Raw genomic sequence first — 17165 nt, 5'->3', positions numbered from 1 at the left:
CGTCGGCTGACACGCGGTCCGATGTCGGCTCACGCTCGATGGCAGTGAGAAGATCCTCGGGCAAATATGCACGACGGCGCTACTCCTGTCATGAGCGTTTTGGATGGCGCCACTGCGTTTACGCAGCATGAGATGTGCTTCAAAGGCGGGCAGATACTGCGCCACTGTCGGTGATGTGTACGACAGTCGGCCTCTTGCCGACGCGCATACCCACAGGAAGCAGTCAGGTCGACGGGCCCAACCTGCCCCGGTGAGCAGCGCGTCGCCGATTGGAGCAGGGTCGATGCTCAATTGCCGCTAGGAACTCGACGACAACGCTCAGGGACGGCGTCTGCCGTAAGTTACCGGCTTCAGTCGCCCGTGCCGTCCGCAGGTGCCTGGCTAGTTGCCAGGCACCAAACGCCCGCCCTGCTCCACCCGTTATCAAGCGTCGGCGGCTTCCGCCTTCTTCGCTCCGCGACGACCCTTTGGCGGCGTCGCGGCAGCAGCCTCTGCTGACGCAGGGGCCTCCGACGCCGCCTTTGGCTTGCGCCCGAGACCGATCCGCTTGGCCATATCGCGGCGGCTCTCGCTGTAGGTCTCGGAGACCATGGGGTAGTCAGCCTTCAGACCATAACGGGCACGATACTCGTCCGGCGTAAGACCATGCCCGGAAAGGTGGCGACGAAGCGTCTTGTACGGCTTGCCGTCGATCATGCTGATGATGTGGTCCTTGCTGGCGAGCGACTTTCGTACCGACACGGCTGGCGTGTATTCGGGCTCCGCAGGCTCCGGAGACGTATCTTCGGCGGGTGCACCAAGGCCGGTCACCGTTGCATACATCGACTGAAGGAACGCGGGAACGTCGTCTGCGGCTACCCGCGTATTCGAGTTGCCCAACCATGCGATGGTCAGCTCGGTAGCAAGTTCGGTAGCGTTGATTTCGGTGATCATTGGGGCTTTCCGATAATGGATCGATCGTCGCGTGACGGTCGACTACACATAGTCCGTGCGCGTCTGACGACAATGCGAATATTATCGATCTATAGTATCGATCCAGGAATTTGGATTGGATACGTTACGTATTGATACCCTGGCAATGGTTCTTCCGTCGAACGCCGGACAACAGGGATGCAACATGCTGCTCCAGCCAGCAAATTCCAAGGTCGCGACGTGCCTAGACGGATATTTGTCGTATGGTGCGTATCGCGACCGACTACCGCCCGACATGCTGATCGGTATCGGCGTTATCCAGGTCCTTGCCAGTACGAGGTAAGGACGATGGAACAAGTTGCTGGAGGCAAAGCCGTCGCCAAGCGGCCTTTCAGCGCCGGCGTCGGTGCTTGGGGCCCCCGTAAATCCCGTGGCATAGTCGGCAGAGCGCCGCCAATTGCCACCGCCCAAGCCGCGAGGGCGACCGCCGCTGCCCGACGCCGAGTTGGTCGCCGACATTAGGATGCTCGTCGCCGACCTGCCAACCTATGGCTATCGCCGCGTGCATGCCCTGCTGCGCCGCCAGGCCCGGCAGACCGGGCGCGCAGCGCCCAATCCAAAGCGTGTCTACCGCGTCATGAAGGTTCACGGCCTGCTCCTCCAGCCCCATAGCGGCAAGGGTGAGGAGCGGCGCCATGATGGCCGGGTCTCCGTCGACCGGCGCAACACCCGCTGGTGCTCCGATGCGCTGGAGATCGGCTGCGACAACAGCGAGAAGGTACGCGTCGCCTTTGCACTCGACTGTTGCGACCGGGAAGCCATGGGGCACGTTGCCACCACCGCCGGCATCACCGCCGAGGACGTCCGCGACCTGATGGTTGCCACCGTCGAGCACCGCTTCGGCCCCGTGAACCGCCTCGCCGAGCTGATCGAGTGGCTCACCGACAACGGCAGCCCCTACGTCGCCCGTGACACCAAGCGTTTCGCGCGCGACATCGGCCTCGTCCCGCGTACCACGCCGGTCAGCAGCCCGCAGTCAAACGGCATGGGAGAGGCCTTCGTGCGCACGCTTAAGCGCGAATACGTCCGCGTGCACCCGACGCACGTACCGTCATCGAGCAGCTCCCCGCCTGGTTGACCCACTACAACGAGGTCCACCCGCACAAGGCGCTAGGCTACCGCTCGCCCCGCGAGTACATCACGCAAACTCCTCTGAGTTGATGACGCTGTTGCGCAATCGTCTCGCGGACGACACGACCGTGCTCGCCTCTCTGATCCGTAATGCCAGTCGAAAAGAATGGTCCGTGCGCATTAGCCGCGAGCGACCGAACGTTCGCCACCATCTTCATGCCCGGGGCTATAGCTGGGATCCAGCTCGCTTCGCCTGGTGTCGCACGGTGAACGATCGCGAGACGGAAGAAAGATGGATGAACTGCCTTCCGGAGTTCGCTGGGCCGTTCCGACCGAAGGTGGAAGTCCAGCATGTCGACTGGAGCAACCGCTATGCACGATAAGGAAGAGGACGATTGGCCGGAATGGTGCTTCGGCAGCGTTGACGAGGCAGTGGCGTTCGATACGCGGGTGGCGCGGGCAATCCATACGACGGAGTTTCTCGCGCGTATGCAGGCCGATAGCGCCCTTCTAAGCATCCCCGAGCGGTATCGCGGAACACGATTGTCTACGACGTGGTTTGTGGTGAGGCGTCCCAGCGACCAGCTGCTCTATGTCCTGCGCCGACGGAATCGGCTTCAGACCGGCGAAGGCGGCTGGCGCTTGATACTAGATGGTCCTGATTTCCAGCACCCAGATGTCATGCACTCTTGGTCAATTGCTGCGGTTTCAGCGCTCCAAAACTTTCTAGGCGACGAAGCTACTTTCATCATCTGTCATATGCTGGGCTGTAGACCACGCTAACAGAATTATACAGCGAACCTTACGTCGCCACGGCCTAATACTTCTCCCGTGATAGCCGCTTATCTAGGGGGAGACTACCGCATCGACAACGAAACAGACATTTTGCAAGATGGATTCGCCTCCTCGCTCGCAACGTGTCCTGCGCCCGGCGGGCACCACGACGCCATCCGCCGGCCCGCGGCACCGAACAGGCACCGGGGTCGTCGTCGATCGGAAGCTTGGGCGCGACCTGCGGTTCAGGCAGCGCGCGCGATCGTCGCCGCCAGTTGCAGCCGTCGCGTCGCGACCGTGTCGGCGCGTCTCGCAACCCTGGACGATCGTGCTAAACGTCGCTTCCGTTGCCATGCACGCCTTACATAATCGTCTCGGGATGTCGGTCGAAGATGAAGCAATCAAGATACCGGCAGTGATGATCATCGCGCGGTGCGCTGGGTGACGTCACTTGGCGTATCGGAGCGTCAAGGCCGCCAGGAGTCCTTGGTTCTGATCGTAAGGGGCGAGCATCGCGCTAAAGGCAAAGCAGCTCAAGTTGAATGACGCGATTTTGGCGTCGCCAAGGGCGTTCTGTGCCATTGCAAGCGCTTCAGGATCGTCATGACCGTCAATCCGTATGGCAGTGAAGCGTCCGTTGGTAACGGTTACCGAAATATGATCGTCCTTCCGGCATACGATCGACTGCTCGATCCGACGATCATGCTCAGCAGCGGACGGGTTGTCGTGCCGCAAGACGGGAGGCGGGGTAACCAACGCCTGAGTTGCCAAGGGGAGGAACATTGATGCGCCGAAAAGTATAAGGCCAGCCATTGAACCGCTCCATCTGCGTCAGCTTCGCTACGGACAGCGCTCAGCCTATGTAAAGGCGAACGGTCCGCCAACCGACCATGCTTGGGAGCGCACATGCGATCGGTTAGCGTACGCCCATGTGCGACCGCGCTCGATTCGCCGGCGAACCTGCCGACCTGTTCGGTTCAGCCGCGAAGCTGTTCCCCGAACGCCCCCGCGACAACCGGTTCAATCCACAGGAATTGCGGCCGAAGGGGCGCGCCTATGTGATTCGTGAGCAGGACGGCGAACGCGGCTGGGACATCATGTCCTGGGACGTGCTGGGCGGTGAGCCGGCGTGGCCGATGACTAACGTCCGCAACCTCAAACTGCCTCAGTGGCGCAAGCTGGCGGCGGACCCCACGAACCGATGTCTCGTCCCGCTGACCGAGTTCTGCGAATGGAAACCGGACAAACACGACCTTGGCGACGACAAGCCGCCGATCAAAGGGGAATTGTGGTTTCAGGTTACCGATCAGCCGACGTTCGCCGTGGCCGGGTTCTGGCAGCAGACGGCCGAGGGCAACGGGTTTACGATGGTGACGTGCGATCCGAACGAGCTGGTTGCGCCAATCCACCCCAAGGCGATGATAACGATCCTGCGGCCCGAGGATTGCGATACGTGGCTGCGGGGCAGCTATGACGAGGTGGTCGAGTTGCAGCGGCCGTATGCCGCGGCGGCGATGACGGTGCGGGGGCCGGTGTTTCCGACCCGTAAAAGTCGATAGCAGGACACGGGATATACGGCATGCGACAACTTATGCTCTGCGCGCCGATAATAGCGCCGATGATGGCCAGCTGCTCACCGGTAGCCACGATAAATGTCGTTGTCCGCTCGAACACGCATATTGAGTTTAATGTCGCTGCCAACGACGGATCGCCCGCATGCATAGACTACTTAACAGTCCGGGGCGTTGACTCAGCGTTTTTATGGGAATTACGCCGCGTACGTAACGGGATCGGTTGCATAAACCGCATCGTCTTCCCCACGGTGCCGGACGGGTTTGAAGCAGCAAGCAATCAACGCTCCTTGACCAACGGGAATTATGAGGTCGATGTCAGCGCGAGTATCTATGGCGGCATCGCGCGCTTCCATGTCCCGTAAGCGTCGAGGAAGCACCGCAAATTTCAGTTGCTCGCCACGCGCCACCAAAACACACCGCGCCTGTTGAGTCGCGTCGACTGCATGTCGGTACTTCACGGTGCCGTAGCGCTCCGCCTCGTTGAATCCGAACCGTGTTCAGTCATCGGACGGATACCAGGCGTCGTAAATCGCGCGCGCAACCGCACGCAGACGCAGGTCATGCTGCATCGGAAGCTGCCGTATCATGTCGAGGCGCCCGGCAGGCGGGAAGCGCACGATACAACAGATACGGAACGATTTGCACGGCGGTTAGCTCGTTGGTGGGGGTAAGGTTCTAAACACCAAGCTCAGCAACGGAGCGGTTCCGCACTATCTCGATGATCGCGCTTCCCCAGCAGACACCTTGCGTGCCACTACATCCATTGCGGTTATTTGCCGCGGCCGATGAGCGTCCTGCCCCCCCCCTGCTCACGCTCATCGGCCAGAAAACCTTGCTAACCGACTTGTGCGCTGGACGTATAGCTGAGCTGCTGCCGGTTTCTGCAGACACGAGGTTAAGCTAGCTGCGCTTGCCGCTCGAAGTCGTTGGGGCTGGGATAGCCTAGGGTCGAGTGGCGTCGCGTCGGATTGTAGAAGCGTTCGATGTAATCGAACACGTCGGCCTTCGCGTGATTGCGCGTTCGATATGTCTTGCGTCCGACCCGATCGGTCTACATCGACGAGAAGCTTTCCATGGCCGCGTCATCCCAGACGTTGCCCGACCGGCTTATCGAGCAGGTCACACCCTTGTCCGTCATCAGCCGCTTGAACTTCTCGCTCGTATATTTGCTGGCTTGGTCCGGGTGATGAAGCAGAGCATCGGGCTTTCCGCGTTGCCGGGTCGCCATCATCAGTGCGTCGGTGATGAGTACCTCCCTTCGCCAGCAGGGCCTGCAACTCGACCAGCGTAATGTCGTCATTTGTCTCGATCGCGTCACGATGACGGTCGCGTCTGCGTCGATCCGTGCGGCACGGTGGTGGCCAACTCGCGGCTTGGCTGCCGGCTTACCGTGCTTAACGACCAACTGCCGCCGGCGAATTGCACTTGCGGCGCTCTCCCAAACCGCGCTGCCGCAGCCCCTCATGACGTCCCGCCATCAATCGCGACGATTTCCGGATCCCGACGATCCTGTCACAGCACTCGCGCCATCCTTGCCGACTTCCTAAACCGCCTCCAAGCCTAAATCCGAAAATCGCTCTTTCGTGGATACTCAACGAGCCGGATGGATCTAAAACAGCTCTAGCAGCCTTCAACAGGCGGTATAAAACCGATGACCCGCCAAATACTTAAATACACTATTTGGCGTATTTCTGCGCCCTCCGATACGAGATAGATTTTGCCAAGTTCCTCGCGAAAAGTTTGGGGAAGTTCATGGCGCGCCACGGCATCTATCCACGCGATATCATTCCGCCGGTTTCCGACTATTACGATTCGGGCCGGTTCGGCCGGATGTTCGGCAAGCTCCCGCCCTTTTCGTCTGACACGCCGCGCATACGCAAGGCGCTGATGGATATCGGCGCGGTCGATGGGCCAATGGACGCGAAGGAAAAGCTCGATGCCGATCCCAAGGACCTGATCGTCGACCTCAACCTGTCCGAACACAACAACAACAATCCCAAGATGTCGGCAGGCATGACCTTTCTCGGGCAGTTCATCGACCACGACATGACGTTCGATCCGACCTCCAGCCTCGAACGACAGGCCGATCCCGAACATATCGCCAATTTCCGCACGCCCTCGCTCGGCCTCGACAATGTCTATGGCGCTGGTCCGGGGGGCAGTCCGCACCTCTACGACCGGCATGACGGCGACAAGTTCCTGCTGGAGGACACCGGCACGCCGGGAAAGTTCGACGTGCCGCGCAACAGCCAGATGATCGCGCTGATCGGCGATCCGCGCGACGACGAAAACCTGATCCTGTCGCAGTTGCAGGTCGCGTTCTTGCGCTTCCACAATGCGGTGGTCGATCATGTCCGCGACGAAGTGGGATTGGGTGGCGGCGATGTGTTTCCGGAGGCGCAGCGCATCGTCCGCTGGCATTACCAATGGATTATCGTCCACGAATTCCTGCGCAAGACGTGCGGCGACGCGCTGGTCGACGACATCCTGGTCAACGGGCGCAAATTCTACAAATGGCGCAACGAACCCTATATTCCGGTCGAATTCGCGGTCGGCGCCTATCGCTTCGGCCATAGCCAGGTCCGCCCGTCCTATCGCGCGAACTTCCATGGCAACGCCGATGGATCGGCGTTCTTCGCGATGATCTTTCGCGAAACCGCGTCGCCCGCGGGCGATCCCGACGATCTGTCGGGCGCGGTGCGGGCGCCCCGCCGCTTCGTCGACTGGCCGACCTTCTTCGATTTCAAGGACGGGCAGGTAAAGCCCAACAAGAAGATCGACACGATGCTGTCGACCGCCCTGTTCCGCCTGCCCGCGACGGTCGTCGGACAGGCCAATCCGGTGTCGAACCCGTCGTCGCTGGCGCAGCGCAACCTGTTGCGGCACCTGACCTTCTCGCTGCCGTCGGGACAGCGCGTGGCGAAGGCGATGAAGATCGAACCGCTGACCGCCGGTCAGCTCGCGAAGCTGGCGCCATGGGGGTTGGACGAGAATACGCCGCTGTGGTTCTATGTGCTGCAGGAGGCCGAGGCGCTCGAAAGCGGCGAACGGCTGGGGCCGGTCGGCGGGCGGATCGTGGCGGAGGTGATCCTTGGCCTGATCGACGGCGATCGCGCCTCCTATCTCGCGCAGGAGCCGGACTGGCGGCCATTCCTGCCGACGATCGATACCGCGCATATGCATCGCCGCTTTGCGATGGTCGACCTGTTGCGGTTCGCGGGCGTGGCCTGATGGCGGCGGGCGGCGACCTACCGCCGTGGCTGCGGCCACCCGCCCGGCGGCGGCTGCGCGTCTACGCGTTCGACCCGCGCGCATCGGTGACGCTCGAAACCGCGATCACCAACGACGCGGTGATCGACCTGCCATGGGAAACGCCGTGGGAGGATGCGCTGGGGCCGGGACCGTGCAACGATTATCTGGAGGTGATCGATTACGATCCCGCCTGCGGCCTGTTCTACGCGCCGGTCGACCTGAACCACCCCAACCTGCTGGCGCAGGACGGGTTGCCGCAGGCCGAGGGGCGGCCGCAATTCCATCAGCAGATGGTGTTCGCGGTCGCGATGAAGACGATCCGCGCGTTCGAGCGTGCGCTTGGCCGGGCGGTGCTGTGGGCCAGGCCCGGCAAGCCGGGTGTCGGCAGCGGCTATGTCAAGCGGCTGCGCATCTATCCGCACGCGCTGCGCGAGGCGAACGCCTATTACAGCCCCGACAAGACCGCGCTGCTGTTCGGCTATTTCAAGTCGGACGAGGTGGCGGGGCGCGATTCGGAATGGGTGTTCACCTGCCTGTCGCACGACATCGTCGCGCACGAGACGGCGCACGCCATCCTGCACGGCCTGCAATCGCGCACCATCGACGCCTCCAACCCCGACATGCTCGCCTTCCACGAAGGGTTCGCCGACATCGTCGCACTGTTCCAGCATTTCACTATGACCGAGGTGGTCGAACAGGAGATCGCCGCGTCGGCCGGTTCACTCAGGACGAGCGGGCTCCTGACTGGCATCGCCGCGCAGTTCGGCCATGCAACCGGCCGGTCGGGGGCGCTACGCTATGCGCTGCAACTGATCGCTGAAGAGGCGACGGGCGGATCCGTCCACAAGCTTGAGGACGTTTCCGAACCCCATGCGCGGGGACAATTCTTAGTCGCAGCGATCTTTGACGCGTTCGTCACCATCTACGAACGGCGCACCGCCGACCTTTTGCGGCTGGCCGGCTATCGTCCGGGCAGCGGGACGCCGCTACCGATCGAGCTAACCCGGCGGCTGGCGCGCGAAGCAGCAAAAACCGCTGACCAGATGTTGCGGATGTGCGTCCGAGGTCTGGACTACATGCCGCCGGTCGACAACAGCTTCGGCGAATATCTGCGCGCGATTATCACCGCCGATGCCGACCTCGTCCCCGACGACCCGTTAGGCTACCGCGTCGCCTTTGCCGACGCGTTCCGCAAACGCGGCATCCCGGTGCCAGGTTGCATATCCTATGCTCCGGCCAGTTTGATGTGGGACGAGCCCGACCTTACCGGCCACAAGCATCTCGCGACGGAAAACCGGGTCAACGGGTTGATGCAAGGTGCGCTGGCCGGATTACAGTTCGGCATCACCTTCGACGGCAACGACCATTACGGATCATCGCTGTCGCGAAACGTTGAGCGCCGCAATCTCCGCGAAAAGGCAATCGACATCATCAACCACAACCAGAAATGGCTGTGGCAATGGCTTAATCAATCATCCGCCGATCCTGAAACCGGAGTAGTACCGACCGGCGTCAACCCGATTGATAAGGAATGGGAGGATCTACTGGGCATCCGCATGGTCACCGACGACTATGCGACGATTGCACTTCATGACGGCAGCAGCGATCCTGGCGATGCCAAGAAAAGCAAAAAATCGAGAAAACCCGATTTCGCCGTTAATACCGCTCGAATAGCGCGCCGACAAGGACCGGACGGGCAGGAACTGCACCAGTTGATCTTTCATGTGACGCAGCGACGGAGAGCATTTTATGACGCGAAGCAGCAGCAACAGGCCGATACGGATTTCGATGCGCGCGCGTTAAAAGATTCATCAGAAAAACGGGATTTCTGGTTCCGGGGCGGTGCGACGGTTATCGTCGACCTGCGCGACGGACGCGTCCGCCGAATCATCCGCAAGCGGATCGACGACTCCGTCCGGTTGGAGCAACAGCGCGCCTTCCATACCGGCAGTCCGCTCGGCATGGCCTTCGCGCGGCGGGGGCACGACGTCACCGAACCGTTCGCGCTGGTCCACCGCGACGATGGGGCCCACAATGGATGAACCGACCGTCACCGTCCGCATGTACCGTGGTCCGCAGCCAGCGGACGCGGGCGACGAGGTTCGGCGCGGCCTGCTGGGCGACTGCTTCCTGTTGCGGCTGCAGGCGGGCAGCGCGAAGTCGTTCATTCTGATCGATTGCGGCGTGCTGACCGGTACCCCCGATGCACCAGGTGTGATGCGGGCCATTGCCGAAGATATCCGGACGACGTGCGGCGGCCGGCTCGACCTCGTCATTACCACCCACCAACACGCCGACCACCTGTCGGGGTTCGCACATGCCGCCAGCCTGTTCTTCGGCGGCGCGATGCAGATCGACACGGTGTGGATGGCATGGACCGAGGATCCCGACGACCGGCAGGCGAGCGATATTCGCGAACGTTTCGACCACTCTCGCGATAAACTGAAGGTGATCGCCGAACAGGTCGGCAACAAGCGGCCCGGCAGCGCTTTTGCCGCCGCGCCAAGGGGACTCTTGGCGGGGCTAGACGCGTTCATTGCCGCCGCACCCATTTCAACAACCAAGCGCATGACTACCGGTGCGGTTCTCGACCGGCTGCGCCGCGCCGCGCGTGACGTGCGCTATCTCGGCCCCGGCGCGGTCCTCGCAACCCCCGGCGATGTTTCGCTGACCGCGATCGTCCTCGCTCCGCCGCGCAGCCAACGGCTGTTCAAGGACCGTCCTACCAAACGGGATGACGAGGTATATGCCGCCCCGTCCGGATCGGCCGACGCGCTGCTCGACGAAGCGCTCGCCGACCCCCGCGCGGATCGCAGCAAGCATTCGCCCTTCGCACCAGCCGAACGGCGGTTGACCGAGACGGAGGTGACGAACCCCAAGGTGGACGACGAAGTTCGCCGCTGGCTGCGCGACCGATATTACGGGACACAACCCCCCGATCCGCTCACGAAGAGCGAGGATGCGAAGGAACAGACCCGTCGCCGGATCGATGGTGACTGGCTGGCGGCGGCGGGCGACTTCGCGCTGAAGCTGGACAGCGACACCAACAATACCAGCCTCGTCATCGCCTTCGCGCTGCCCGGCGGTGACTTCATGCTGTTTCCCGGCGATGCACAGGTCGGCAACTGGGAATCGTGGCACGACCAGCCCTATAAGCTGGGCAGCAGAACGCTAACGGCGGCCCGCATCCTCGCCCGCACCCGTTTCTATAAGGTCGGTCATCATGGCAGCCACAACGCGACGCTGAAAGGGCGCGGTCTCGCGTTGATGACGCATCCGTCGCTGGTGGCGATGGTTTCGACCGACGAGGCGTTCGCCCGCCTGCCCGCGCGCGGATGGCAGATGCCGGCGGGCAATACTAAGCGTGCGCTGCTCAACGCCACATGCGGACGGCTGATCCGGGGCGACCGTCGCTGGCGCGACGACCCCGATGTGCGCCCCTATCCCGTATCGGGGGACTTTCTGGCGCGGCTGAACGAGGAGAACGCGCTGTTCGTCGACTATCGCATTTGCGGCGAAGAGGGAGGAACGACGCTATGACCTTCGATCTCGAACAGGTACGCACCGCGATCGCGGCGGCCCCGCTGCCGCCCAAACCGCCGGTCATGCTAGGCATGGCGCCGGCCGCCGCACCGGTCCTGACCGGCGGTACGCCGCAGGCGCTGGTGGTCGGGTCCGACGTGGTCAGCTTCGCGACCGCCATCGCTGGCGAACACCGGCAGGCGATCGCCGATAGCATGTTGCTCGCCCAGTTCATGGCCAATGCGAAGGTACCGGGCGAAGGCGATCCGGTCGGCTGGTTCGATACCTATGTCGGTGCGCTCGGCAGCTTCGGGTGGCGCACGCTCGCCAATGACGGGACCACCTATGCGTTTGAGGGCAAGGGCCTGGAGGTGCATAAAGCGATCCTCGAGGTGGTCGGGGTGCTGCTGACCGGCGCACCGATCGCGATCAAGCTGGTGGAAACCACGCTGAAGGCGCTGGGAACGATGAGCAAGGATTCGCCGCTCATCACCCTGTTCAACCGCGAGACGCAACATGCCCGCGCCGGGCGGTTCCAAGTGGCGACCGTGCGGCACGAGGCCGACGGGACGGCGGTGGTCGAAATCATGGCCTTCGCGCTGACGGCGAACAAGACCGTCACCCAGATCCTGTTCTTCAAGCTACATGCCGACGAGAGTTCGCTGCAATCGCGGCGCGGGACGTTGGCGCTCGACGATGCGACGATGCGCGACATCGCGCCGCTGCTGCGGGCGCGGGTGATCGCATACCGCGCGGCGTTCATCAGCGCGATCCCGCTGCCCCCGCTTCCCGCCGTCTAAGGAACGACGACCATGGCCAAATGCCCGTTTGCCAAATCGCACCCGATCACCGGCCCCTCCGGCCGGCATTTGGGCGGTCCGTACAAGATCGTCCATCACACGACCGAAGGGTCGAGCGCGACCGGCGCGTTCGGCGCGTACAAGGCGAACCGGTCCGATCCCCATTTCACCGTCGACGGCACGACCATCTACCAGCATATCGATACCGATGTGGCGGCGCGCGCGCTGCGCCATCCGCGCGGCACGCCTGAGACGAACCGTGACAGCGCGGTGCAGATCGAGGTCGTGGGCTTTGCCGGCGCGCCGAAACGGACCGCGACGCTGAAGAACGTCGCCCGCCTGTGCCGCTGGCTGGAGAAGACGCACGGCATCCCGCAGGTCTGGCCCGCCGGACCGCCCAATCCGGCGGTGGGCGGGCGCGATCCGGGCGGCCATCGCCGCGACTGCGACCTGTGGGGAAATCAGGGTGGCCATTTCGGGCACAGCCAAGTGCCCGACAACAATCACTGGGATCCGGGCTATAGCAAGGCCGAGGCCGATTACGTCCTGTTCGCAACCTTCGACGCCGATGGTGCGCCGACCAACCGCACCGACCCTCGCGTCGCGCCGTTGCTGGCGCGCGCGGCAGTACCGGCGGCGGAGGTCGCGCCGGAGGTGATGGAGGACCATGCCGTCGACGCCGGCGAGCCGGACGACGATCACGGCGAACCGGACTCGGTGGAAGGAGTGCATCGGTGAGCGAGACCCTGCCTAATCCGCTGAACGGTTCCGAACCCGACGACGCCCCGGAGGATGGCGAGGCGCTGTGCCTTTCGGGCGGTGGCTATCGCGCGATGCTGTTCCATCTGGGTGTGCTGTGGCGGTTGGAACAGGCGGGCATCCTCAGCCGGGTCAAGCGGGTGTCGAGCGTGTCCGGCGGGTCGATCACGGCCGCGCGGCTGGCGATGTGCTGGCATCGGGTACAGCCGGGCACGCCTGGCGCGCTAAACCGGCTGATCGAACAGGTGGTCGTCCCGGTGCGGGCGCTGGCCGGGCGGACGCTGGATGCCGATGCGATCGTTGGTGGCATCTTCCTGCCCGGCAGCATCGGCGACCGCGTGGCAGCGGCCTATCGCAAGGCGCTGTTCGGCGATGCGACGTTGCAGGACCTGCCCAACGCGCCGCGTTTCGTCATCAACGCGACCAACGTCCAGTCGGGGGTGCTGTGGCGCTTTTCGAAGCCGTATATGGGCGACTGGCGCGTCGGGCGCGTGCCGCACCCCGACCTGTCGCTCGCAACCGCCGTCGCCGCCTCTTCCGCCTTTCCGCCGGTCCTTTCCCCGATCGAGATCGATCTGGCGCCGGGCGCGATCACGCCCGACAAGACCGCCGATCTCCAGCGGCCGCCGTTCACTACGCAGGTCGTGCTGACCGATGGTGGAGTCTACGACAATATGGGGCTGGAGACGGCTTGGAAACGCTATCGCACGCTCTTCGTCAGCGACGGCGGCGCGCGGCTGAATTCGGAGGAGGAGCCGAAGACCGACTGGCCACGGCATGCCTATCGCGTGCTCGACGTGATCGACAATCAGGTCCGCGCGCTGCGCAAGCGCGCGATCGTCGCCGCCTTTCGCGCCGGTGCCGACGCGCCGGGTGGACGCGACGGTGCCTATTGGGGGATCGGCACGCCGTTCGAACGCTATGCCGGCCGGGCGCCGGGGCTTGCGTGCCCACCGGCGGCGGTGGCGGAACTGGCGGGGGTGCCGACGCGGCTGAAGCGGCTCGATGATCGCACACAGGATCGGTTGATTAACTGGGGATATGCCATCTGCGATGCCGCCGTACGCAGTCATGTCGACCCGACACTTTCGCAGCCCACAGCTTTTCCGTATCCGGCGACAGGCGTCTGAACCATGGCCACTGCACCGCAGACATGGACCGAATGGGCAGATTTCTGGTCGAAAACGCTGATCGCAACAGCCGGCATGCTCGTCAGCGTTGCCGCCTTGGTGCTGACACATGGCGAGCGGACGCGTGCCGAGAAAGCGCTGCAAAGAACGATTGAGCACGATGCCGAACTTGCTCGCATCACGGACGCTCGTAACGCCGCTACAATTCGACGCGCGAAAGCTCAATTCATTCTCGAACAACTGCCGCCCGACCTGCGTACGCGTCTCAACCTGACTACAGCGATCGATTATTGCGACGATCCCGCGGATACGGACTTTAGAACTGGTGCCAATGCGCGGCTCTGTCGCGGTGTGTCTCAACTGGGACAGCTTCGTCTTGCCAAAATCGCCGCCGAAACTGAACAGGTTGCCAGCACTGCGTTGTCACAGCAGGATCCAAAAGTCTATTTGAACTCACCTGTCGCGGCAGCCCAAAACGCTGGCGTTGCAGCGGCGGAGACAGGGACCCCGCCAGTCTCCGATCGCTGGTTTGCCGTAGTAGGCACCCTGCCGCAAACTGCACCCGATGCGGTTGGCGCGCTTGCGCGACAATTGAACCAGTGGTTGCAGCGCGCGGGACTGCCGCCGAACGACGTTCACGTCTACCGCACACGAATTAGCAACAGCTTCGCTCTTACTTCGGGCACGGATAAATCAAAGAACGATGCGCAGAACCGGGCGCAGATGCTTCGACGCGCCGGATTTACCGATGCGTTCGCCCAACCGGATAGAGGTTGGGTTAAAGCGGACGACTTACGCAAACCTCTACCATAACCCAGTACAAAAATTCCTGACGCACAAGGATCGCTTTTGAAACCACAGGATCTTTCGCTCGGCTTTCGGGACCTCATTGCCGTCTTCGTTCCTGGCGCCGTACTTCTTTACGCCATAATGGCCGCTGGCAAAAAATCTTTAGGAATTCCTGTTACCAACCTTGTTCCTGGCGGGGATATTCTGCTATTTGCAGCACTGGCGTACGGTCTTGGCAGTGTAGTGTATGCCTTTGGGGCCGCCTTGGACTTCATCTACGATCTTTTGGAACCTTGGCTCGTCCGTGGAACGCGGCGGGAACGCTTTGCCTGTTTTGACATCCTTGCCACCGACGCCAAGAATAGTGCTATTGAGGCTGCTTTACCGGGCTCAAAGTTACCTGCACTATGGAGCAACAAGAGTTTTTGGGGAGACCAACTCAGGCGGACGTGCCCTGCGGCATCGATCGAATTGGATCGGCTCGAAGGAACACAAAAATTCTTCAGGACGTTCTCGGTCGTCCTCTTCCTAATTACCTGCTACAGCAACTGGAAAATTCATGGCGTAGCCGCGTTCGCTGCATTTTCCGCGTTACTGATATGTTTCGGCTTCTACGTCGCCAAGCGAGCAGAGTGGAGTTACAGGTTACTAAAATGGGCGGTTTTGTCGAGAATTTGAGGGTACCGTGAACTTAATAATAATCTCGATTTAGGGTAGGACATTTTAGGGTCAGGACACATTGATGTGAGCGTCGCGAGTTTCCGGGCTGCGGCGGCGCGTTTTGGTGTGGCTGCCGCGAGGGTAATCCGGTGGCATGGCCAGCGCCGCAACACGGGCACCTACGCCTCCAAGCCGCAGGACGGGGACACGCGGTCGCGGCGGATCGAGGCGCATCGGGAGACAATGCTGACGGTGCACGAAGCGCGGCGCGACATCACGCTGGACGAGCAGCGTCGCGAGCTGAGCCAGGCCGGCGTGACGGTGGCAATCGCGACGCTGCACCGTTTCTTCGCCCGGCACGGCATCACGCGCAAAAAAATGACCGGCCACACGGTCGAGCAGGACCGTGCCGACGATATTGCTCGAAGGGATGGACTGACGGCATCCGCTCCGATCCTCGCAGCCAACCCTGGCCTGGCAAACAGCACAGTTCCTTGGGGTTTCGCGTGTATCGGCACGGCTGTTCTGGTATAAGCGGGCGTGTCGCCCGATGCCGCCTCTGGGAGATACGATTGGACTGCTAGTTCCGGCGCCGTAGTCTTGCCCGACTGATCCAGCCGCTTATCGGTTGATTTGAGGCGTAGTCGTAGACTTCGACGTACGCCCATAACCCGCGAGTGTCGCGCACCCGAATTAGTTGGTCCGGGAAGACCGTACGTCGCAACTGCGACCGGCCATCCGGTTCGTCCCGAAGAGGTGCGGGGCGATCGATAGAACGGATATGTCGTTCGCGATCGTCATCTCTTCTTACCGCTTCATTCGCCGCGTTCCGTATCTCCTGGCGAATTTGTTCGATCTGCGCCTTGGTAGGGTCTTCGGCGCTTCCTTTGTAGTCGAGTTGCGCCACGATGACACTCCAAAATGCGAGGAGTAGACTGGCCAACGCGACGAGCCCTTGGGTCGTGACGAGATCGGTCTTAGATGTCGCTGCCAGTTGTCCAGCCAACCAATCCCAAGCGCCCTCGATCGATTTTACAATCGTCCGGACGTCGTCCGTCGTGTCGAATATTTCGGGAACGGCTGCTACCATGTCGAAGCCAGGCGGCCGATCCAACTCGCCGTAGGCGGCGAGAAGGTCCGAAATCGCGCCGACAGGCCCCCTTCCCTCAACACCTATTGCAGCCAACGTTCCAAACCCCCGCCCGCTCATCTTCAGAAGAGAGTGGCGGTCAAGGTCGCTAAGTGTATAGAAAGGTTTTGCTCCCCCTAGTACGGAGACCAGCGATTTCGATAGATGTAGGCCTAGACGCGATTTCGCTTCCATTGCGACCCTGAGTCATGGAAACGCTTCGTACACCGAGCCAGCCCGACGGATCGCATCCTCTACCTTCTCGATCGCGATGGCGTACTGGGACAGTGCCGGCGCAATTCCAACAGAGCTGGAACCCAGCGAAACGTCGAATGAGGCCTTGTGACGAAGCGCGTTATCTATAGCGGACAGCTTGTCGACGACCAATCCCGAAGAACCCGTTCGAAGATCGGTGAGTCGGGAAGCTATGGATGAGTCACGCGCCCCGAACATTGCAAGGTCAGGAACCGTATTGATCGCAAGACTATTCCGCGAAATTCGCTCACTGGTTTGCCGTCGGAATTCGTCGAGCTTATCGGAGAAAAAGGAACTGCTCGACCCGTCCTTCGCTTTGATCCTGTCGGAAAGGGTGGAGTGGTGCAGTCCTGTCAGCGTCGACCAATTCAGAGCATCCTCGATCGCGAGATGATGCCGAGCGACGAATCCTAGTTCGGCTGTGACGTGACCCCCGTTTCTTCATCCACGTTGAACTAGAGACCGGCCCTTGAAGGGA

15 protein-coding genes and 2 pseudogenes are annotated in these 17165 nt (G+C 62.1%); 13 read left to right on the top strand and 4 right to left on the bottom strand.

Going from position 1 to position 17165, the window contains the following annotated elements; genetic code table 11:
- Positions 1 to 423 precede the first annotated feature (423 nt).
- On the bottom strand, positions 424 to 933 hold the full coding sequence (locus tag ASE59_RS16740) for a MucR family transcriptional regulator (protein ID WP_056458993.1): 510 nt from the start codon (positions 931 to 933) through the stop codon (positions 424 to 426).
- A 421-nt stretch (positions 934 to 1354) separates the two neighbouring features.
- Here ASE59_RS16740 and ASE59_RS16735 point away from each other — a divergent pair.
- The 3 genes and pseudogenes from ASE59_RS16735 to ASE59_RS16730 all read left to right on the top strand — a co-directional run.
- Positions 1355 to 2133 (top strand): annotated as a pseudogene (locus tag ASE59_RS16735) (IS3 family transposase); the annotation flags it as partial.
- Positions 2133 to 2426, top strand: coding sequence for a hypothetical protein (locus ASE59_RS19975; RefSeq protein WP_156360149.1), 294 nt, complete (start codon positions 2133 to 2135; stop codon positions 2424 to 2426). The pseudogene ASE59_RS16735 and the gene ASE59_RS19975, both read left to right, overlap by 1 nt.
- Positions 2416 to 2826 (top strand): hypothetical protein, encoded by a 411-nt coding sequence (locus tag ASE59_RS16730; protein ID WP_056458991.1) that lies wholly within the window; start codon positions 2416 to 2418, stop codon positions 2824 to 2826. Before ASE59_RS19975 ends, ASE59_RS16730 begins: the two co-directional genes overlap by 11 nt.
- Before the next feature lie 438 nt (positions 2827 to 3264).
- On the opposite strand, the gene ASE59_RS16725 is transcribed toward ASE59_RS16730, so the two are convergent.
- Complete coding sequence (locus ASE59_RS16725) at positions 3265 to 3630, bottom strand: hypothetical protein (protein WP_056458989.1); 366 nt, start codon at positions 3628 to 3630, stop codon at positions 3265 to 3267.
- A gap of 116 nt (positions 3631 to 3746) precedes the next feature.
- Between ASE59_RS16725 and ASE59_RS16720 the strand changes: the two genes are divergently transcribed.
- The gene (locus tag ASE59_RS16720) at positions 3747 to 4376 is read left to right on the top strand and encodes an SOS response-associated peptidase family protein (protein ID WP_056458987.1); all 630 of its coding nucleotides are present in this window, start codon (positions 3747 to 3749) and stop codon (positions 4374 to 4376) included.
- A gap of 910 nt (positions 4377 to 5286) precedes the next feature.
- On the opposite strand, the pseudogene ASE59_RS16715 reads toward ASE59_RS16720, so the two are convergent.
- Positions 5287 to 5640, bottom strand: a pseudogene (locus ASE59_RS16715) (IS3 family transposase); the annotation flags it as partial.
- Positions 5641 to 6143: 503 nt separating this feature from the next.
- On the opposite strand from ASE59_RS16715, the gene ASE59_RS16710 reads away from it, so the two are divergent.
- From ASE59_RS16710 to ASE59_RS16680, 9 genes are all read left to right on the top strand, one after another.
- Positions 6144 to 7622 carry a peroxidase family protein gene (locus ASE59_RS16710; RefSeq protein ID WP_056458984.1) on the top strand — a complete coding sequence of 493 codons (1479 nt, stop codon included), beginning with the start codon at positions 6144 to 6146 and terminating at the stop codon, positions 7620 to 7622.
- 272 nt (positions 7623 to 7894) lie between these two features.
- Positions 7895 to 9685 (top strand): hypothetical protein, encoded by a 1791-nt coding sequence (locus ASE59_RS16705; RefSeq protein WP_156360147.1) that lies wholly within the window; start codon positions 7895 to 7897, stop codon positions 9683 to 9685.
- Positions 9678 to 11183, top strand: coding sequence for a hypothetical protein (locus ASE59_RS16700; protein WP_056458979.1), 1506 nt, complete (start codon positions 9678 to 9680; stop codon positions 11181 to 11183). Before ASE59_RS16705 ends, ASE59_RS16700 begins: the two co-directional genes overlap by 8 nt.
- A complete protein-coding gene (locus ASE59_RS16695; protein WP_056458976.1) occupies positions 11180 to 11965 on the top strand; it encodes a hypothetical protein in 786 nt (261 codons plus the stop codon). The genes ASE59_RS16700 and ASE59_RS16695 overlap by 4 nt, the downstream gene beginning before the upstream one ends.
- A 12-nt stretch (positions 11966 to 11977) precedes the next feature.
- Positions 11978 to 12703, top strand: a complete 726-nt coding sequence (locus ASE59_RS16690; protein ID WP_056458974.1) for an N-acetylmuramoyl-L-alanine amidase — start codon at positions 11978 to 11980, stop codon at positions 12701 to 12703.
- Positions 12700 to 13854 (top strand): patatin-like phospholipase family protein, encoded by a 1155-nt coding sequence (locus tag ASE59_RS16685; RefSeq protein WP_200913331.1) that lies wholly within the window; start codon positions 12700 to 12702, stop codon positions 13852 to 13854. The genes ASE59_RS16690 and ASE59_RS16685 overlap by 4 nt, the downstream gene beginning before the upstream one ends.
- 3 nt (positions 13855 to 13857) lie before the next feature.
- Positions 13858 to 14667: a hypothetical protein gene (locus ASE59_RS19965; protein WP_156360146.1), complete on the top strand. Its 810-nt coding sequence runs from the start codon at positions 13858 to 13860 to the stop codon at positions 14665 to 14667.
- Positions 14668 to 14703: 36 nt separating this feature from the next.
- On the top strand, positions 14704 to 15321 hold the full coding sequence (locus ASE59_RS19960) for a hypothetical protein (protein ID WP_156360145.1): 618 nt from the start codon (positions 14704 to 14706) through the stop codon (positions 15319 to 15321).
- Between the two features lie 66 nt (positions 15322 to 15387).
- Positions 15388 to 15837 (top strand): hypothetical protein, encoded by a 450-nt coding sequence (locus ASE59_RS16680; protein WP_156360144.1) that lies wholly within the window; start codon positions 15388 to 15390, stop codon positions 15835 to 15837.
- 46 nt (positions 15838 to 15883) lie between these two features.
- Here the strand turns inward: ASE59_RS16680 and ASE59_RS16675 are convergent, their stop codons facing one another.
- Positions 15884 to 16627 (bottom strand): hypothetical protein, encoded by a 744-nt coding sequence (locus tag ASE59_RS16675; protein ID WP_156360143.1) that lies wholly within the window; start codon positions 16625 to 16627, stop codon positions 15884 to 15886.
- Between the last annotated feature and the right edge of the window lie 538 nt (positions 16628 to 17165).

It is taken from the genome of Sphingomonas sp. Leaf10 (genome assembly GCF_001421245.1).
Taxonomy (GTDB): domain Bacteria; phylum Pseudomonadota; class Alphaproteobacteria; order Sphingomonadales; family Sphingomonadaceae; genus Sphingomonas.
The sequence above is the reverse complement of the archived record's forward strand: the minus strand, read 5'-3'. Positions and strand labels throughout refer to the sequence as shown.